General features: G+C 68.8%; 18 protein-coding genes. 16 read left to right on the top strand and 2 right to left on the bottom strand.

Annotation, left to right across the window (positions count from 1 at the left end):
* Window positions 1-79: 79 nt before the first annotated feature.
* Window positions 80-1297 (bottom strand): IS110 family RNA-guided transposase, encoded by a 1218-nt coding sequence (locus tag JOF56_RS51935; protein WP_281065624.1) that lies wholly within the window; start codon window positions 1295-1297, stop codon window positions 80-82.
* 278 nt (window positions 1298-1575) lie between these two features.
* Between JOF56_RS51935 and JOF56_RS51930 the strand changes: the two genes are divergently transcribed.
* From JOF56_RS51930 to nusB, 3 genes are read left to right on the top strand one after another with little or no spacing between them, the layout of a single operon-like run.
* Window positions 1576-2685: a M24 family metallopeptidase gene (locus tag JOF56_RS51930; RefSeq protein ID WP_209646816.1), complete on the top strand. Its 1110-nt coding sequence runs from the start codon at window positions 1576-1578 to the stop codon at window positions 2683-2685.
* 43 nt (window positions 2686-2728) lie between these two features.
* The gene (efp, locus tag JOF56_RS51925) at window positions 2729-3295 is read left to right on the top strand and encodes an elongation factor P (RefSeq protein WP_209646815.1); all 567 of its coding nucleotides are present in this window, start codon (window positions 2729-2731) and stop codon (window positions 3293-3295) included.
* A gap of 1 nt (window position 3296) precedes the next feature.
* Window positions 3297-3716, top strand: a complete 420-nt coding sequence (gene nusB, locus JOF56_RS51920) for a transcription antitermination factor NusB (RefSeq protein ID WP_209646814.1) — start codon at window positions 3297-3299, stop codon at window positions 3714-3716.
* 155 nt (window positions 3717-3871) lie between these two features.
* Here the strand turns inward: nusB and bldD are convergent, their stop codons facing one another.
* A complete protein-coding gene (bldD, locus tag JOF56_RS51915) occupies window positions 3872-4360 on the bottom strand; it encodes a transcriptional regulator BldD (RefSeq protein ID WP_003096372.1) in 489 nt (162 codons plus the stop codon).
* Window positions 4361-4623: 263 nt separating this feature from the next.
* Between bldD and pyrR the strand changes: the two genes are divergently transcribed.
* From pyrR to JOF56_RS51850, 13 genes are all read left to right on the top strand, one after another.
* Window positions 4624-5196: a bifunctional pyr operon transcriptional regulator/uracil phosphoribosyltransferase PyrR gene (gene pyrR, locus JOF56_RS51910; protein WP_209646813.1), complete on the top strand. Its 573-nt coding sequence runs from the start codon at window positions 4624-4626 to the stop codon at window positions 5194-5196.
* A complete protein-coding gene (locus tag JOF56_RS51905; protein WP_209646812.1) occupies window positions 5193-6125 on the top strand; it encodes an aspartate carbamoyltransferase catalytic subunit in 933 nt (310 codons plus the stop codon). Before pyrR ends, JOF56_RS51905 begins: the two co-directional genes overlap by 4 nt.
* Window positions 6122-7420: a dihydroorotase gene (locus tag JOF56_RS51900; RefSeq protein WP_209646811.1), complete on the top strand. Its 1299-nt coding sequence runs from the start codon at window positions 6122-6124 to the stop codon at window positions 7418-7420. Before JOF56_RS51905 ends, JOF56_RS51900 begins: the two co-directional genes overlap by 4 nt.
* Entirely contained in the window at window positions 7417-7920 is a 504-nt protein-coding gene (locus JOF56_RS51895; protein WP_209646810.1) for a PH-like domain-containing protein, read from the top strand. Before JOF56_RS51900 ends, JOF56_RS51895 begins: the two co-directional genes overlap by 4 nt.
* Window positions 7917-9026: a glutamine-hydrolyzing carbamoyl-phosphate synthase small subunit gene (carA, locus tag JOF56_RS51890; protein WP_209646809.1), complete on the top strand. Its 1110-nt coding sequence runs from the start codon at window positions 7917-7919 to the stop codon at window positions 9024-9026. The genes JOF56_RS51895 and carA overlap by 4 nt, the downstream gene beginning before the upstream one ends.
* Window position 9027: 1 nt before the next feature.
* Window positions 9028-12345, top strand: coding sequence for a carbamoyl-phosphate synthase large subunit (gene carB, locus JOF56_RS51885; protein ID WP_209646808.1), 3318 nt, complete (start codon window positions 9028-9030; stop codon window positions 12343-12345).
* A gap of 74 nt (window positions 12346-12419) precedes the next feature.
* Window positions 12420-13256, top strand: a complete 837-nt coding sequence (gene pyrF / locus JOF56_RS51880; RefSeq protein ID WP_209646807.1) for an orotidine-5'-phosphate decarboxylase — start codon at window positions 12420-12422, stop codon at window positions 13254-13256.
* Between the two features lie 111 nt (window positions 13257-13367).
* Entirely contained in the window at window positions 13368-13685 is a 318-nt protein-coding gene (gene mihF / locus JOF56_RS51875) for an integration host factor, actinobacterial type (protein WP_033390147.1), read from the top strand.
* 11 nt (window positions 13686-13696) lie between these two features.
* A complete protein-coding gene (gmk, locus tag JOF56_RS51870) occupies window positions 13697-14287 on the top strand; it encodes a guanylate kinase (RefSeq protein WP_245378773.1) in 591 nt (196 codons plus the stop codon).
* A 19-nt stretch (window positions 14288-14306) separates the two neighbouring features.
* The gene (gene rpoZ / locus JOF56_RS51865) at window positions 14307-14588 is read left to right on the top strand and encodes a DNA-directed RNA polymerase subunit omega (protein ID WP_033390145.1); all 282 of its coding nucleotides are present in this window, start codon (window positions 14307-14309) and stop codon (window positions 14586-14588) included.
* The gene (gene coaBC, locus JOF56_RS51860; RefSeq protein ID WP_504739852.1) at window positions 14585-15844 is read left to right on the top strand and encodes a bifunctional phosphopantothenoylcysteine decarboxylase/phosphopantothenate--cysteine ligase CoaBC; all 1260 of its coding nucleotides are present in this window, start codon (window positions 14585-14587) and stop codon (window positions 15842-15844) included. The genes rpoZ and coaBC overlap by 4 nt, the downstream gene beginning before the upstream one ends.
* A 38-nt stretch (window positions 15845-15882) precedes the next feature.
* Complete coding sequence (gene metK, locus JOF56_RS51855) at window positions 15883-17088, top strand: methionine adenosyltransferase (protein ID WP_209646805.1); 1206 nt, start codon at window positions 15883-15885, stop codon at window positions 17086-17088.
* A gap of 28 nt (window positions 17089-17116) precedes the next feature.
* Complete coding sequence (locus JOF56_RS51850) at window positions 17117-19114, top strand: primosomal protein N' (protein WP_209646804.1); 1998 nt, start codon at window positions 17117-17119, stop codon at window positions 19112-19114.
* Window positions 19115-19157 lie beyond the last annotated feature (43 nt).

Raw genomic sequence — 19157 nt, 5'->3', positions numbered from 1 at the left:
ACGAGCACAATAACCTCCATCGGCCCGGTCCGGGGATCACCCGCGAGATCCGCCGAAAGACATCCCAGGAGCGTAGATGTCAAGCGGCAAGCGACTCGATGTGATGAGACCAGGCGGTTGTTTCGTCGTAGAGGGTGCCGGTTTTGAGGCAGCCGTGGAGGATGCCGACGAGTCGGTTGGCGAGTTGGCGCAGGGCGGCGTTGTGCTCGCAGCCACGGGCTCGTTGCCGGTCGTAGTAGGCGCGGGCGCCGGGAGAGTGTCTCAGTGCGCTGAAGGCTTGGGTCATGAGAGCGTCGATGAGCCGGTCGTTGTGGATGAAGCGGGCCAGGGCGACCTTCTTTTTGCCGGACGCGCGGGTGATCGGGGAGGTGCCGGCGTAGTTCTTGCGGGCTTTGGCGGTGGTGTAGCGGTGCGGGTCGTCGCCGAACTCTGCGAGCACCCGGGCGCCGAGCACCTGTCCCAGGCCGGGCTGGGAGGTGATGATCTCAACGGCCGGGTGCTGGCCAAAATAGGCCTCGACCTGCCCTTGCATGGCGTTGATCTGGGTGTTGAGTACGGTCAGGACCGCGATCAGTGCCTGGACGGAGGCGGCGTAGGCGGCGGTGACGACCTCGGGCTGGCCGAGGTGCTCAGCGCGCAGCGCGGCCTGGATCGCGGCTGCTTTGTCGGCGATGTTCTTGCGGCGGGCGCGTGTGAGCGCGGCGCTGATCTGCGCGGTGGTCAGCCGGGCGGCCTGCGCCGGGGTCGGGGCCTTGGCCAGCAACTGCAGGGTGTCGGCGGCGTCCAAGTCGGTGAACGCGACCAGCGCGGCCGGGAAATAGTCGCGCAACGCGTGACGCAGACGCTGGGTGTGCCGGGTCCGTTCCCAGATCAGGGTTTTGTGGGTGCGGGTCACGACTTTGACGGCCTCGCCCTGCGCGGTGTCCCCGGCGATCGGCCGCAGCTCGTGGGCGTGGGTGCGGACCATGTCGGCCAGCACGTGTGCGTCCCCCGGGTCGCTTTTGGCTCCGGAGACCCCGAGCCGGTCACGAAACCTGGCCGCCTGCAGCGGGTTGACCGCCAGCACGGTGTATCCGGCGGCCACCAGCGCCCGCACCCAGGGGCCGCGGTCGGTCTCGATGCCCACCAGCACCTCGACCTCGTCGGCCTCGTCTCCGGCCAGCCCGCCCAGGATGGTGTGCAGCCGGGCCATTCCCGCCACGCCCTCGGGCAGCCGGGCTTTGGCCAGCCGGCGGCCGGAACTGTCCATCACCTCCACATCGTGATGATCCTCAGCCCAGTCATCACCTACGAACAACCTCAACAAGCTCTCCCGTCTCCACACTGTCGATCACCCGGTGCAGCCTGCGAGAGAACCATCAGCGACCTAATCAAGCAGTGCTCACGCCAACCAGCAGCAGGCACGACATCCCATCAGCGATCAACTCTCTCGGCCATCCGGCAGGGGCACGATCTTTCGTCAGGACTCATACGTCCAGGAGCACAAAGTGCTCACCTGCCGGCGGCTACCACCAGGAGTCTGCCGGATGGCAACTCCCAGAACTGATTAGGAGCAAACGACCTAAGCTCCCAGATATGTCTGACGCCTACGCCCGCCGCCGGGAAGCACTGCGTACTCAGCTCCGGGAGCGAGGGCTGGACGCCCTGCTCGTGGTCGACCTGCTCAACATCCGCTATCTCACCGGGTTCACCGGTTCCAACGCCGCGCTGGTCGTGCACGCCGCCGACAGCCCCGGCGAGGAGAAGCACACGGTTTTCTGCACCGACGGCCGATATCTCACGCAGGCTCAGCAACAGGTGCCGGACCTTGACCGGGTCATCGACCGCGCCAGTGCCATCGCGCTCGTGCGCCAGGTCGCCTCGCAGCCGGCCAAGCACCGCAGGACGGGGTACGAAAGCCACCACGTCACCGTCGAGGACCTCGACGGGCTGGCGGACGCGGCCGCGGGCGTCGAGCTGGTCCGGGCGCCGGGCATGATCGAGAAGCTGCGGATCGTCAAGGACGACACCGAGGTCGAGGCGCTGCGGATGGCCTGCGCCGCGGCTGACCGGGCGCTGGCGGACCTGATCGAGCACGGCGGGCTGCGGCCGGGCCGTACCGAGCGGGAAGTGGCCCGGGAGCTGGAGGACCGGATGCTGGCCAACGGTGCCACCAAACCGGCGTTCGAGTCGATCGTCGCCACGGGCGCGCACTCGGCGATCCCGCACCACCGGCCCACCGACGCGGTCCTGCAGAGCGGCGACTTCGTCAAGATGGACTTCGGTGCCCTGGTCGACGGCTACCACTCGGACATGACCCGCACCGTCGTGCTCGGCCGTCCCCAGGACTGGCAGACGGAGATCTACGAACTGGTGGCCGCCTCGCAGGCGGCCGGCCGGGCGGCGTTGAAGGTGGGCGCGGACGTCAAGGACGTCGACAACGCCGCGCGTGAGGTGATCGAACGGGCCGGCCGGGGCGAGGAGTTCCTGCACGGCCTCGGACACGGCGTGGGCCTGCAGATACACGAGGCACCCAGCCTCTCCAAGCTGGGTGACGGTACACTTTCGGCCGGCATGGCGGTCACCGTGGAGCCCGGCGTGTACCTGGCCGGCAAGGGCGGTGTCCGTATCGAGGACACGCTCGTCGTGCGGGAGGCCGGTCCCGAGCTCCTCACCCTGACCACCAAGCAGCTCATGGTCGTGTGAAGCGAACACGTCCTAGAACTTTGATAACAGGAGAGTCGAACCCGTGGCCACCACCACCAACGACCTGAAGAACGGCCTGGTCCTCAACATCGAGGGCCAGTTGTGGACGGTTGTGTCGTTCCAGCACGTCAAGCCAGGCAAGGGCCCGGCCTTCGTCCGGACCACGCTCAAGGCTGTGCTGTCCGGCAAGGTCGTCGACAAGACGTTCAACGCGGGCACCAAGGTGGAGACCGCGACCGTCGACCGCCGCTCGATGACGTACCTCTACGCCGACGGCCAGGACTTCGTGTTCATGGACGGCGAGACCTTCGAGCAGATCACGGTCTCCCGGGACGTGGTCGCCGACGGGGCGAACTACCTGTTGGAGAACACCGAGGTCGTCGTGGCCACCCACGAGGGCGTGCCGCTGTACGTCGAGCTGCCGACCTCGCTCGAGCTGGTCATCCAGCACACCGACCCGGGCCTGCAGGGCGACCGGTCCACCGGCGGCACCAAGCCGGCCACGCTGGAGACCGGCGCGGAGATCCAGGTCCCGCTGTTCCTCTCCACCGGTGAGAAGGTCAAGGTCGACACCCGGGACGGCCGTTACCTCGGCCGCGTCTCCAGCTGAGATGGGTGCTCGGAGCAAAGCCCGCAAACGCGCGGTCGACCTGCTTTTCGAAGCGCAGCTCAGGAACGTCGACCCGGTCACGTTGCTGGCCGACCGGGTCGGCTCGCCTGACGTCCCGCCGGTCAACGACTACACCGTCACGCTCGTCGAAGGCGTGCAGACGCAGCTGACCCGGATAGACGAGCTGCTCGCCGAGCATTCGGAGGGCTGGACGCTCGACCGGATGCCCGCGGTGGACCTCGCGGTGCTCCGGCTCGGTCTGTACGAGCTGCTGTGGGCTTCGGATGTGCCGGACCCGGTGGCCATCGACGAGGCTGTGCAGCTGGCGAAGATGCTGTCCACGGACGACTCGCCGCGGTTCGTCAACGGCCTGCTCGGCCGGATCGCCACGATCGCCGACAGATTGCGCGCCACCCTCTAGATGTAGATGCGCGCCACGAATTTCACGCTGCTGTGCGCGGGCACAGCTGATGACCGACGTCATCGCCGACCGGCTGCGCGCCACCCTGTCAGGCAGGACCCCCAGCGCGCAGCCGGGCAGTGTGTCAACCCGGGCTGAGCCTTTCCCCCTTGAACTCAGTCCTCTTTGGAGGGCCTGGCCTCCGGCGGCAGCACGCCCCAGTCGATGAGCTGCTCGGTCAGCTCACCAGGGGTCATGTCGTAGATGATGGCGAGTGACCGCAGGTCCTCAGTCCGGATGGACAGCACCTTGCCGTTGTAGTCCCCTCGCTGACTCTGGATGGTGGCCGCGTAGCGTGCCAGCGGGCCGACTTTCTCGGCCGGTAGCTGCTGCAGTCGCTCCAGGTTGATCACAATCTTGGTGGCGGGCTCGGCGCCGGAGGGGACCCTTCCCTCAGGCAGGAGCTCGACCACCGGGACCCCGTAGAAGTCGGCCAGCTCGGCCAGCTTCTGCACGGTCACCGCACGGTCGCCGCGCTCGTAGGAGCCGACGACGACCGCCTTCCAGCGTCCGCCGGACTTCTGCTCGACGCCGTGCAACGACAGGCCCTGCTGCTGGCGGATGCCGCGGAGCTTGGCCCCTAGCGCCTTGGCGTAATCGCCCATGTGGCGGTTCTCCATTTCATTCACCCCGGCGGCCGGGAAGGGGTGCCGACGGGTCTCTGCTTAGATCGATACGCAGAGTAATGGTTACTTGTTGTGGTCGGCAGGTCAAGCACCTCCCTCGGTTGCAGTATCGAGATCCACCCGAAGACCACCCGGAAGGTGTACCGCGAAGTCCTGGTAACGTCCCTGATGACCCTGGTAGTGAGGGTCCTCGACATCCTTTAACGACCCGTCCAGAGAGGCGGGGAAGGAGGTCCACGCCTGTGCCACGGACCCGTGGCGCGGCGGATCCCGGCGGGCGGCGCGAGCTGCTCTCGGCCGGGGACGTCGCGCGCACCGTCGCCCGAATGGCCCATCAGGTCATCGAGAAAACGACTCTCGGTGCTGCTGATGCTGCTCCAGTCGTGCTGATCGGCATTCCGGCCAGGGGCGCACCGCTCGCGGAGCGACTGGCAGCACGTATTGCGGAGTTCAGCGGAGTCCACGTCCCCACCGGGGTCCTCGACATCACGCTTTACCGCGACGACCTGCGTCGGCGGCCCAATCGCCCGCTCGAGCCGACGAACCTGCCCGAGGGCGGGATCGAGGACAAACTCGTCGTGCTCGTCGACGACGTGCTCTATTCCGGGCGAACCGTGCGTGCTGCCCTGGATGCGCTGCGTGACCATGGCCGTCCCCGGGCGGTCCAGCTCGCCGTGCTCGTCGACCGGGGCCACCGGGAGCTGCCGATCCGCGCGGACTACGTGGGCAAGAACGTCCCGACCTCCCGGAGCGAGGACATCGTGGTCAGTCTCGAGGAACTGGATGGGCACGACGCTGTGGAGCTGGTCGGATGAAGCACCTGCTGAGTTGTGAAGGCCTCGACCGCGACACGGCGACGGCCGTCCTGGACACAGCGGGCGCGTTGAAGCAGGCGTTGCTGGGGCGCGAGGTGCGCAAGCTGCCGACGCTGCGCGGCCGGACGGTCATCACGATGTTCTACGAGAACTCCACCCGCACCCGCGTGTCGTTCGAGATCGCCGGCAAGTGGATGAGCGCCGACGTCGTCAACGTCTCGTCCAGCGGGTCGTCGGTCAGCAAGGGCGAGTCCTTGCGCGACACGGCGCTCACGCTCGCCGCGGCCGGCGCGGACTGCGTCATCGTGCGGCACCCCGCGTCGGGTGCAGCGCATCGGTTGGCGAACTGGCTGTCCGGCACGCACACGTCCGTCGTGAACGCGGGCGACGGCATGCACGAGCACCCGACGCAGGCCCTGCTCGACGCGGCGACCTTGCGCGAGCGGCTCGGCGGTCTCAACGGCCGGCGCGTTGCGATCGTGGGTGACGTGCTGCACAGCCGGGTCGCCCGATCGAACGTGCACTTGCTCACAACGCTGGGCGCGGAGGTCGTCCTGGTCGCGCCGCCCACGTTGCTGCCGACGGGCGTGAACAGTTGGCCTGTAACGGTGTCCCACGAACTCGACGCCGAACTGTCCGCTGTGGACGCTGTCATGCTGCTTCGCGTGCAGGCCGAGCGGATGCACGGCGGCTTCTTCCCCTCTGCACGGGAGTACTCGATCGCATACGGTCTCTCCGAGGCGCGCATGCGCCTGCTCCCCGAACACGCTGTCGTGTTGCATCCCGGACCGATGCTGCGCGGCATGGAGATCGCGTCGGCAGTTGCGGACTCGCCGCGAGCGGCGATAACCGACCAGGTCCGGAACGGAGTCCACGTCCGCATGGCTGTGCTGTACCACCTGCTCGCCGGAGAGGAAGAAGTCGCTTGACGACGACGCTGGTCAAAGGCGCCGTGCCCTACGGCGAAGGTGCGCCGGTCGACATCCTTGTCGAGGACGGCCAGATCGCAGAGATCACTGCGGCCGGTGACACCGGCGAGCGGCCCGGGGACGTCATCGAAGCCGATGGGCTCGTCGCGTTGCCGGGATTCGTCGACCTGCACACGCACCTGCGTGAGCCGGGCCGCGAGGACACCGAGACGATCGAGACGGGTTCGGCCGCGGCCGCGCTCGGTGGCTACACGGCTGTGTTCGCCATGGCCAACACCGACCCGGTGGCTGACAACACTGTTGTAGTCGAGCACGTGTGGCGGCGTGGCCGTGAGGTCGCGCTGGTCGATGTGCATCCGATCGGCGCGGTGACAGTCGGGCTCAAGGGGGAGCGGCTCGCCGAGATGGGCGCGATGGCGCGCAGCCTGGCGGGCGTGCGGATCTTCTCCGACGACGGCATGTGCGTCGCGGACCCGTTGATCATGCGCCGTGCGCTGGAGTACAGCCGCGGCTTGGACGTCCTCATCGCGCAGCACGCCGAGGAGCCGCGGCTGACCGTCGGCGCCCAGGCCCACGAAGGCGAAGCCGCCGCGAGGCTCGGCTTGGCCGGCTGGCCCGCCGCGGCCGAGGAGTCCATCGTGGCCCGGGATTGCCTGCTCGCCGGGCATGTCGGCGCGCGCCTGCACGTCTGCCACGTCTCCACTGCGGGCACTGCCGACGTGCTGCGCTGGGCGAAGGCTCGCGGCACGCAGGTCTCCGCCGAGGTCACGCCGCACCACCTGCTGCTGGATGACGACCGGCTGGAGACCTACGACCCGGTCAACAAGGTCAACCCGCCGCTGCGCACGTCCTCGGACACGAAGGCACTGCGCGCTGCCCTGGCCGAAGGCGTGATCGACTGCGTGGCCACCGACCACGCGCCACACGCCCCGCAGGACAAGGACTGTGAGTGGTCCGCTGCCCGGCCGGGCATGCTCGGCCTGCAGACCGCGCTGTCGGTGGTGATCGAGACGATGGTCCGGCCCGGCCTGCTGGACTGGCGCGGAGTGGCGCGGGTGATGAGCGAGCGGCCCGCCGAGATCGCCGGGCTGCCCGACCAGGGCCGCCCGATCGCGGTGGGGGAGCCTGCCAACCTCGTGCTGGTCGACCCCGAAGCCGTGTGGACCGTGAATGGCGCGCAACTGGCCAGTCTGGCGGGCAACACCCCCTACGAGGGGATGCGGCTTCCCGGGGTGATCAAGGGGACCCTGCTGCGCGGCAAGGTGACCGCCAGAGACGGGCGGGTCGCCTCATGAGAGTCGTGCTGACACTGGCGATCGTGGCCTTCTTCCTGCTGTGTGTGCTGGCCATGTGGTGGGGCTACCGCAACCGGGCCCGCCGGCAGGACGCCGTGCTGCCGGAGTTCCCGCAGCCGCCGCAGGCCCTCGGTGAGGACCTGCTCAAGCCGGCGACCGGCGTGTACATCAGCACGACCACGACAAAAAGCTGGCAGGACCGGGTGGCCATCGGCGACATCGGGTTCCGTGCGGCCGCGACGCTGCACCTGACCGGGGACGGCGTGCTGTTCGACCGGGAAGGCGCCGACCGGGTGTGGATCCCGGCAGGCTCGGTGGTCGGCGCCCGGACCGATCGGGCGATCGCCGGGAAGGTGATGGCCCGCGACGGACTGCTGGTGGTGCGCTGGCGGCTGGGCGAGCATGAGCTCGACACGGGTTTCCGCGGCGATGACAAAGACGTGTACGCAGACTGGGTCGAAGCGCTGCAAGGCCTGGCAAACGGAGGGGCAGCGAAGTGAAACCAGCTGCATTGGTTCTTGAGGACGGCCGGGTTTTCCGGGGCGAGGCGTTCGGCGCCGAGGGCACCACGCTGGGCGAGGTCGTGTTCTGCACGGCGATGACCGGCTACCAGGAGACCCTGACCGACCCGTCCTACCACGGCCAGATCGTGGTCGCGACGGCGCCGCAGATCGGCAACACCGGCTGGAACGACGAGGACGACGAGTCCAAAAAGATCCACGTCGCCGGGTACGTCGTGCGTGACCCGGCGAGGATCCCGTCGAACTGGCGCTCCCGCCGCTCGCTGAACGACGAGCTGGTCAGCCAGGGAGTCGTCGGCATCGCGGGGGTGGACACCCGCACGATCACCCGGCACATCCGTGAGCAGGGCGCGATGCGTGCCGGGGTGTTCTCCGGTGACGCGCTGACCGACGTCGACACGATGGTTCAGACGATCCAGGACAGCCCGAAGATGAAGGGCGCGGACCTGTCGGGCGCGGTCAGCACGGCCGAGACGTACATCGTCCCGGCCGACGGCGAGACCCGTTTCCGCGTGGCCGCGCTGGACCTCGGGATCAAGTTCAACACGCCGCGGATGATGGCCCAGCGCGGCATCGAGACCCACGTGATGCCGGTCGGGTCCACTCTGGACGACCTGCTGGCGATCGAGCCGCACGGCGTGTTCCTGGCCAACGGCCCAGGTGACCCGGAGACCCAGGCGCACGCGATCGCACTGACCCAGGGCGTGCTCGAACGCCGCATCCCGCTGTTCGGTATCTGCTTCGGCAACCAGATTCTCGGCCGCGCGCTGGGCATGGGCACGTACAAGATGACCTACGGCCACCGTGGCATCAACGTGCCGGTGATCGAGGCGGCCACCGGCCGGGTCGCGATCACCGCCCAGAACCACGGCTTCGCCCTTCAGGGCGAGGCGGGCCAGAAACTGGACACGCCGTACGGCGTGGCCGAGGTGAGCCACTACTGCCCGAACGACGGCACCGTCGAGGGCTTGCGGTGTGTGGACGTGCCCGCGTTCAGCGTGCAGTACCACCCGGAGGCGGCCGCCGGGCCGCACGACGCCGCGCCGCTGTTCGACCAGTTCGTGACTGTGATGGGTGAGGCCTGAGATGCCCAAGAGGACTGACATCAAGCACGTGCTCGTGATCGGCTCGGGGCCGATCGTGATCGGGCAGGCGTGCGAGTTCGACTACTCCGGCACCCAGGCCTGCCGGGTGCTGCGCGAGGAGGGCCTGCGGGTCAGCCTGGTCAACTCCAACCCGGCCACGATCATGACCGACCCGGAGTTCGCCGACGCGACCTACATCGAGCCGATCACGCCGGAGTTCGTGGAGAAGGTCATCGCGGCCGAGCGCCCGGACGCGATCCTGGCGACGCTGGGCGGGCAGACCGCGCTGAACACCGCGGTCGCGCTGCATGAGCGGGGTGTGCTGGAGAAGTACAACGTCGAGCTGATCGGCGCCGACATCGACGCCATCCAGCGCGGTGAGGACCGGCAGAAGTTCAAGGACATCGTCGCCCAGATCGGCGGCGAGACCCCGCGCAGCCGCGTCTGCCACTCGATGGACGAGGTCCGCGAGACCGTCGCCGAGCTGGGCCTGCCGGTGGTGATCCGGCCGTCGTTCACCATGGGCGGCCTGGGTTCCGGCATGGCACACACCCCCGATGAGCTGGAGCGGCTGGCGTCGTTCGGGCTGTCGGAGTCGCCGGTGACCGAGGTGCTCATCGAGGAGAGCGTGCTCGGCTGGAAGGAGTACGAGCTCGAGCTGATGCGCGACCGGCACGACAACGTGGTGGTCGTCTGCTCGATCGAGAACATCGACCCGATGGGCGTGCACACCGGTGACTCGGTGACTGTGGCCCCGGCGATGACGCTGACCGACCGGGAGTACCAGCACATGCGGGACGTCGGTATCGACGTGCTGCGCGCGGTGGGCGTGGACACCGGCGGCTGCAACATCCAGTTCGCCATCCACCCGGGCAACGGCCGGATGGTCGTCATCGAGATGAACCCGCGCGTGTCGCGGTCCTCGGCGCTGGCCTCCAAGGCGACCGGATTCCCGATCGCCAAGATCGCCGCCAAGCTGGCGATCGGCTACACCCTCGACGAGATCCCCAACGACATCACCGGCGAGACGCCCGCGTCGTTCGAGCCGACGCTCGACTATGTGGTGGTGAAGGTGCCGCGGTTCGCCTTCGAGAAGTTCCCCGGCGCGGACAAGACGCTGACCACCACGATGAAGTCGGTCGGCGAGGCGATGTCGCTGGGCCGCAACTTCACCGAGGCGCTCGGCAAGGCGTTGCGCTCCATGGAAACCAAGGCGGCCGGCTTCTGGACCACGCCCGACCCGGCCGGCGCCACGCTGGAGTCCACTATGGAACAGCTGGCCAAGGGGCATGACGGACGTCTGTACACGGTGGAGCGTGCGCTGCGCCTGGGTGCGAGTGCCGAGCAGGTGCACGAGGCCTCGGGCATCGACCCGTGGTTCGTCGACCAGATCCTTTCGCTGGTCGAGCTGCGTGCCGAGATCCTGGCCGCCGCGGTGCTGAACGAACCCTTGTTGCGCAGGGCGAAACGCGCCGGTCTGTCCGACCGGCAGATCGCCGCGCTGCGGCCGGAACTGGCCGGCGAGGACGGCGTCCGCACGCTGCGCCACCGGCTCGGGATCCGGCCGGTGTTCAAGACAGTGGACACGTGCGCGGCCGAATTCGCTGCCAGGACGCCGTATCACTACTCGGCCTACGAGTCCGATCCGGCCGCGGAGTCCGAGGTCGCGCCGCAGCGGGTGAAGCCGAAGGTGCTGATCCTGGGCTCCGGGCCGAACCGGATCGGCCAGGGCATCGAGTTCGACTACTCGTGTGTGCACGCGGCGATGGCGTTGCGCGAGGACCAGTACGAGACCGTGATGGTCAACTGCAACCCGGAGACCGTGTCCACCGACTACGACACGTCCGACCGGCTGTACTTCGAGCCGCTGACGTTCGAGGACGTGCTCGAGGTCGTGCACTCCGAGCAGCAGTCCGGCACGGTCGCGGGCGTGATCGTGCAGCTGGGCGGCCAGACACCGCTGGGCCTGGCGCAGCGGCTGGCCAACGCCGGGGTCCCGATCGTGGGGACCCTGCCCGAGGCGATCCACCTGGCCGAGGACCGCGGCGCGTTCGGTGAGGTGCTGCAGGCCGCGGGCCTCCCGGCGCCGCGCTACGGCACTGCTACTTCTTATGAGGGCGCCAAGCGGATCGCCGACGAGATCGGCTACCCCGTCCTGGTGCGACCGTCCTATGTGCTCGGCGGGCGTGGCATGGAGATCGTCTACGACGACTCCACGCTGGCCGACTACATCGCCCGGGCCACCGAGGTCTCGCCGGAGCACCCGGTGCTGGTCGACCGGTTCCTCGACGACGCGATCGAGATCGACGTGGACGCGCTGTGCGACGGCGAGGAGGTGTTCATCGGCGGCGTGATGGAGCACATCGAGGAGGCCGGCATCCACTCCGGCGACTCGTCCTGCGCGTTGCCACCGATCACGTTGGGCCGCACCGATCTGGAGAACGTGCGGCGCTCCACCGAGGCGATTGCCAAGGGCGTCGGCGTGCGTGGCCTGCTGAACGTGCAGTACGCGCTGAAGGACGATCAGATCTACGTGCTGGAGGCCAACCCGCGCGCGTCGCGGACGGTGCCGTTCGTGTCCAAGGCGACCGCGGTCCCGCTGGCCAAGGCGGCGGCCCGGATCATGCTGGGCGCGACCATCAAGCAGTTGCGTGACGAGGGCATGCTGCCGCCGTCCGGCGACGGTGGCGAGCTTCCGTCCGACGCGGCGGTCGCGGTCAAGGAGGCCGTGCTGCCGTTCCACCGGTTCCGCACGCCTGAGGGCCACGGCGTGGATTCGCTGCTGGGGCCGGAGATGAAGTCCACCGGCGAGGTGATGGGCATCGACACCTCGTTCGGCAAGGCGTTCGCCAAGTCGCAGACCGCGTCCTACGGCTCGCTGCCGACCACCGGCCGGGTGTTCGTGTCGGTGGCCAACCGCGACAAGCGCGCGATGATCTTCCCGGTCAAGCGCCTCGCCGACCTCGGCTTCGAGATCGTGGCCACCCAGGGAACGGCGGAAGTGCTGCGCCGCAACGGGATTCCGTGTGCCGAGGTGCCCAAGCACTTCGAGACCTCGCAGCCGGTGCGCAACGCGGTGAGCGTGATCCTGGACGGCGAGGTCGTCATGGTGATCAACACGCCGTACGGCAACAGCGGCCCCCGCGTGGACGGCTACGAGATCCGGACCGCGGCGGTGGCGCGCGACATCCCTTGCGTGACCACGATCCAGGGCGCCGCAGCGGCCGTGCAGGGCATCGAGGCCCTGATCCGGGGCGAGATTCACGTCCGTCCGCTGCAAGCCCTGCAAGAGGGCCTGAAAGCCCAGCGACGCGCATGAAGGTGTGCCCCCAATGCCACATTGGGGGCATCTGACGCCCCCAATGTGGCATTGGGGGCACAAGGGAGATGGGTATGAGGGCGCCGTTCGGAGCCAGGCTGACCACGGTCGTCGAGCAGCGGGGCTCGCTGTGCGTGGGCATCGACCCGCACCCGGGTCTGCTGGAGAAGTGGGGCCTCGCCGACGACGTGGCGGGCCTGGAGCGGTTCGCGATGACCTGCGTGGAGGCCCTCGCCGGCGAGATCGCGGTCCTCAAGCCGCAGTCGGCGTTCTTCGAGCGGCACGGCTCGAAGGGCATCGCGGTGCTGGAGCGGGTCCTCGCGGAGGCGCAGGAGGCGGGCGCGATCGTCCTGCTGGACGTCAAGCGGGGCGACATCGGCTCGACCATGACGGCCTACGCCGACGCGTACCTGACCGACGGGTCGCCCCTCGCGGCCGACGCCGTAACGCTGTCGCCGTACCTCGGGTTCGGCTCGCTGGAGCCCGCGCTGCAGGCCGCCGAGAAGTCCGGCCGGGGCGTTTTCGTCCTTGCTCTGACCTCGAATCCTGAAGCACCGGAGGTACAGCATGCGGCTAATGGCGGACGGACTATCGCGCAGACGGTCGTAGACGCTGCCGCCGAACGCAACGCCGGAGTGACCCCGATCGGGGGAATCGGTCTTGTCGTCGGAGCCACCATCGGCACGCTCGGGGTGGACCTGGGCGCGCTCAACGGACCAGTGCTCGCGCCGGGTTTCGGCGCACAAGGGGGCACGCTGTCCGATCTGCGGACAGTCTTCGGAAACTCCCTGCGTAACGTGCTTCCGACCTCGTCAAGAGGGGTGCTTGGGGCGGGCCCGGACGCCTTCGCGCTGCGTAGCGAGGCTCTGCGTACCCGTGACGCGATCGTGTCGGCTACGGGTCACCATTGATGTACCACGCGTGATCTGCGCAGGATCGCGGACCCACGTTGTCCTGGACCCGGGCGTGTCGGTACGGTCGCCAGCACCCGATCCGGAAACACCCACCCCACGGAGGAAATCGTGGCCCTTCCCCAGCTGACCGAGGAGCAGCGGGCCGCAGCGCTGGAGAAGGCGGCTGCCGCTCGTCGGGCCCGGGCTGAGCTCAAAGAGCGCCTGAAGCGAGGCGGCACGACCCTCAAGGACGTGCTCGCACAGTCCGACAGCGACGAGGTCTTGGGCAAGATGAAGGTGACCGCACTGCTGGAGGCCCTCCCCGGCGTCGGCAAGGTGCGCGCCACCCAGATCATTGAGCGGTTGCAGATCGCCCCAAGCCGCCGTCTCCGGGGCCTCGGCGACAGGCAGCGCAAGGCGCTGCTGGCCGAGTTCAGCGGCGAGTGACTTCTCGTCACTTGAACAGCAGCGAGCCGGGGACGGGTGTGCGCGCCCGGTCCCGGCTCACTGTTGTGTCGGGACCATCCGGCGTCGGCAAGTCGACTGTGGTCGCCGAGCTGCGCCGGATGGATCCCAGCATCTTCTTCAGCGTTTCGCTGACCACCCGGGCGCAACGCCCCGGTGAAGTGGACGGCAGCCACTACCACTTCGTCGACCGTGCTCGGTTCGACGAAATGGTTGCGGCACAAGCCTTCCTGGAATGGGCCGAGTACGCCGGCAACCGCTATGGCACCCCTCGCCGTCCTGTGCTGGAGGCCATCGACTCGGGGCGGCCGGCCATTCTCGAGATCGAACTGCAGGGAGCGCGGCAGGTGCGTGCCGCGATGCCCGAGGCGCAGCTGGTGATGCTCGTACCGCCGTCATGGGAGACCCTCGTCGGCCGGCTGACCGGCCGGGGTACCGAGGATCCCGCGGTGGTGGCGCACCGGCTGGCGGTGGCGGAGAAGGAACTGGACGCCCAGGGCGAGTTCGATGCGCTCGTGGTGAACACCGACGTCAAGCAGGCCGCGGGGGAGTTGCTAACCTTGATAACCGGTACCGCTGTCTGAAAACCGCACAGGAGTTCTTTTGACCACCGAGCTGGGCGCATTGGGTGAGCCGACGACCAATCTCGAAGGCATCACCAACCCCCCGATCGACGACCTGCTTGACAAGGTCTCTTCGAAGTACGCGCTGGTGATCTACGCCGCCAAGCGCGCCCGTCAGATCAACGACTACTACGCGCAGCTCGGCGAGGGCCTGCTCGAGTACGTCGGCCCGCTCGTCGAGCCGGGTCCCCGCGAGAAGCCGCTGTCCATCGCGCTGCGCGAGATCCACTCCGGCCTGCTCGAGCACACCGAAGGCGAGTGACCACCGCGGGCCGTCCCCGGGTGGTGCTCGGGGTCGGCGGTGGCATCGCCGCCTACAAGGCCTGCGAGGTCCTGCGCCGGCTCACCGAGTCCGGCCACCAGGTGCAGGTGCTGCCCACGACCTCGGCGCTGAACTTCGTCGGCAAGGCGACGTTCGAGGCGCTGTCCGGCCAGCCCGTGTACACCGGGGTCTTCGAGGACGTGCCCGATGTGGCCCACGTCCGGATCGGCAAAGAGGCTGATCTGGTGGTGGTCGTGCCGGCGACCGCGGACCTGCTCGCCAGGGCCGCCCATGGCAACGCCAACGACATGCTGACCGGCACTTTGCTGACCGCGAGGTGCCCGGTTCTGATGATCCCCGCGATGCACACGGAGATGTGGGAGCACCCCGCGACGCAGGACAATGTCGGGTTGCTGCGCTCGCGCGGCGTGATCGTGACCGAGCCCGCGAGTGGCCGGTTGACGGGCAAGGACACCGGCAAAGGCCGGTTGGCCGACCCCGCCGAGATCGTCGATCTGGCCCGGCTGCTGCTCGCGCGCCCGGACGCCCTGCCACGCGACATGAGCGGCAAGCGGGTCGTGGTGTCGGCAGGTGGCACCCGTGAGCCGCTGGATCCTGTGCGCTACCTGGGCAATCGTTCCTCCGGCAAGCAGGGCTACGCGCTGGCTCGTGTCGCCGCGCAGCGCGGCGCGCAGGTCACGCTGGTGTCCGCGCATACCGTCGCGTTGCCGGAGCCCGCGGGTGTCGACATCGTCAACGCGGGCACAGCCCTTGAGCTGCGCGAAGCCATGCACAAGGCGGCGGGCGAGGCGGACATCATCGTGATGGCGGCCGCCGTGGCCGACTTCCGCCCGGTCAGCCGGGCCGATCACAAGATCAAGAAGTCCGACCGCGATCCGGATCCGGTCGCGCTCACCCGTAACCCCGACATCCTGGCCGAACTGGTCGCCGCTCGAGCGGCGGGCAAGTTTCGCTCGATCATCGTCGGATTCGCCGCCGAGACCGGTGACGAAACCGGCGACGTGCTCACGCACGCGCGTGCGAAACTCGCTCGCAAGGGCTGTGACCTGCTGGTTGTCAACGCCGTCGGCGAGGGCAAGGCCTTCGAGACCGAGGACAACGCCGGTTGGCTGCTGGCCGCGGACGGGACCGAACGGTCTATCGCACTGGGCTCCAAGGCGCAAATGGCGGCCGGAATATGGGACTTCGTGCTGAACTCCGGCACGTATCCCACGGGCCCCGCAGGTGTTCAGTAACCTGGTGCGTGCGGCTTGTCGGGATGAAGTGAGGGGTAATGGCGACTAACAAGGCCAGCCGGCTGTTCACATCGGAGTCGGTGACCGAAGGACACCCAGACAAGATCTGTGACGCGATCAGTGACTCGATCCTGGACGCGTTGCTCCGCAAGGATCCACGCAGCCGGGTCGCGGTCGAGACGCTCGTGACCACGGGCCAGGTGCACGTGGCCGGTGAGGTCACCACGGAGGCGTACGCGGACATTCCCGCGATCGTGCGGGACAAGATCCTCGAGATCGGCTACGACTCGTCGGCCAAGGGCTTCGACGGGAACTCCTGCGGAGTCAACGTCGCGATCGGCTCCCAGTCCCCGGACATCGCCCAGGGTGTCGACACGGCGTACGAGTCCCGGGTCGAGTCGGCCGACGACGAGATCGACCGGCAGGGCGCCGGTGACCAGGGCCTGATGTTCGGCTACGCGTGCACCGACACGCCTGAGCTGATGCCCTTGCCGATCGCGCTCGCGCATCGGCTCTCCAAGCGGCTGACCAAGGTCCGCAAGGACGGCGTGCTGCCGTACCTGCGGCCCGACGGCAAGACCCAGGTCACCATCGAATACGCCGGTGACCAGGCAGTCCGGCTGGACACCGTGGTCGTGTCCTCGCAGCACGCGGACGGCATCGACCTCGAGCGGCTGCTCGGCGTCGACATCCGCGAGCAGGTCATGGAGCCGGAGATGGCCGGCCTGACGCTGGACACCTCCAACGTCCGGCTGCTGGTCAACCCGACCGGCCGGTTCGTCATCGGTGGCCCGATGGGTGACGCGGGCCTGACCGGGCGCAAGATCATCGTCGACACCTACGGCGGCATGGCCCGCCACGGTGGTGGCGCGTTCTCCGGCAAGGACCCGTCAAAGGTGGACCGTTCGGCCGCGTACGCGATGCGCTGGGTCGCCAAGAACGCGGTCGCCGCGGGCCTGGCCACACGCGTCGAGGTGCAGGTGGCGTACGCGATCGGCAAGGCCGCGCCGGTGGGCCTGTTCGTCGAGACGTTCGGCACCGAGGTCGTCGACCCCACCAAGATCCAGCAGGCCATCTCCCAGGTGTTCGACCTGCGGCCGGCCGCGATCATCCGGGACCTGGACCTGCTGCGCCCGATCTACGCGCCCACCGCGGCGTACGGGCACTTCGGCCGGCCGGAGCTGGACCTGCCGTGGGAACGCACAGACCGTGCCGAGGCGCTGAAGCAGGCCGCCGGTCTCTAGCAACGATGGCCCTGGTAAATACCAGGGCATGGTCAACGCGGGCACCCGGAACAAGGGCGAGCGGCAACCCGCCGCCACGCTCCCGGTTGCCCGCGTTTACGTCGACGTCCCGCTGACCCACCTCGACAAGCCGTTCGACTACCTGATCCCTCAGCAGCTCGACGAGCAGGTCGTGACCGGCTGCCGGGTCCGGGTGCGGTTCTCCGGCCGGCTCGTGGACGCCTATGTGATCGAACGGGTCGCCGAGTCCGAGCACCCGAAGCCGATGTACCTGGAGAAGGTCGTCTCTTCCGAGCCGGTCCTGGCGCCGCAGATCGCCCAGCTGGCCAGGACTGTGGCCGACCGGTACGCGGGCACGATGATGGACGTCCTGCGCCTGGCGATTCCGCCCCGGCACGCCCGCACGGAAGCCTCCCTGACCGCGGACCCGGTCACCGTCCAGCCGCCTGCCGAGACCGGCTGGGGCCGATACCCGCGCGGTCCGGCGTTCCTGGACGCCCTGAAAGCCGGCCGCAACGCGCACGCCGTGTGGCAGGCCCTGCCCGACGACGACTGGCCGAAACGACTCGCCGAGCTGGCCACCACGGTTGCCGCGACCGGCCGTGGCGTCGTCATGGTCGTCCCGGACTACCGCGACGTCGCCCGTCTGCACGCCGCGTGCCTTGACCTGGTCGGGAAGGACGGGGAACCGGCCGTTGTGGCGTTGTCGGCCGATCTGGGGCCGTCTACGCGGTATCGGCGGTGGCTTTCGGTCCTGCGCGGCTCCGCGCGGATCGTTCTCGGCACGCGTGCGACCGCGTTTGCGCCTGTCACAGACCCAGGGCTGGTTGTCATCTGGGATGACGGCGACGACCTGCACGCTGACCAGCGCTCGCCGTATCCGCATGTGCGGGAAGTTCTGACCTTGCGAGCGCACCAGACCGGGGCCGCGCTGCTCATCGGCGGGTTCGCGCGTACCTCCGAGGCTCAGTTGCTGCTGGAGACAGGATGGGCGCACGAGCTTGTGGCATCGCGCGACGAGCTCAGGCGGTCCGCGCCACGCGTCACCGCGATCGGCGAGACCGACGTCCAGATCGCGCGTGACCCAGCCGCCCGCGCGGCACGGTTGCCATCCGTCAGCTTCGAGGCCGCACGCGACGCGCTCAAGGCCGGGGCTCCCGTATTGGTGCAGGTTCCCCGTCGTGGGTATGTCCCCGCGCTTGCGTGCGCGCAGTGCCGTGCACCGGCTCGTTGCCGGCGGTGCGCGGGGCCGCTTGCGTTGCCAGGTGGCCATGACGACGGCATGGCGAGGCCTGCGGGCTGCCGGTGGTGTGGTGCCACTGAAGCTGCTTTCCGCTGCGGCAACTGCGGATCACGTCGGCTGCGTGCGGTTGTCGTCGGTTCCAAACGGACCGCGGAGGAGCTTGGGCGCGCGTTCGCCGGTGTCCCGGTCCGGACATCCGGCGCCGAGGAAGTGCTCGCCACAGTGTCGGACGCGCCCGCGCTCATCGTGGCCACGCCCGGCGCCGAACCGGTTGCCGAGGGCGGCTACGGCGCCGCGCTCTTGCTGGACAGCTGGGCTTTGCTTGGCCGCGCGGACCTACGCGCGACCGAGGAGACCCTGCGCCGGTGGATGGGCGCAGCCGCGTTGGTGAAACCCGCGTCCGACGGCGGCCGGGTCGTTGTCGTGGCCGATTCGTCGTTCGCGCCGGTTCAGGCCTTGGTGCGATGGGACCCGGCTTGGCACGCGTCGCAGGAACTGGCCGCCCGCGCCGAACTCGGGTTCCCTCCCGCGGTCCGGATGGCGTCGGTCGATGGATCGGCGAACGCCCTCGCCGACTTCCTCGATCAGCTCCAACTGCCGGAATCCGGCGAGATCCTCGGCCCGGTGCCGATCAACGAGACCACCGAACGTGCCCTGATCAGGACACCACGCGTGGACGGCCGCGCCCTGGCCGCCGTGCTGACTGTCGCCCAGGCCGGGCGCACAGCCAAGAAAGAGCCGGAAGCGATTCGCGTCCGGCTTGACCCGCTTGAACTCGTCTGAGCTGGATTCCACCCCAGTTCGCCGTTCACCGCGTGCGGCATGA

This window comes from Kibdelosporangium banguiense, from assembly GCF_017876405.1.
Taxonomy (GTDB): Bacteria; Actinomycetota; Actinomycetes; order Mycobacteriales; family Pseudonocardiaceae; genus Kibdelosporangium; species Kibdelosporangium banguiense.
The sequence above is the reverse complement of the archived record's forward strand: the minus strand, read 5'-3'. Positions and strand labels throughout refer to the sequence as shown.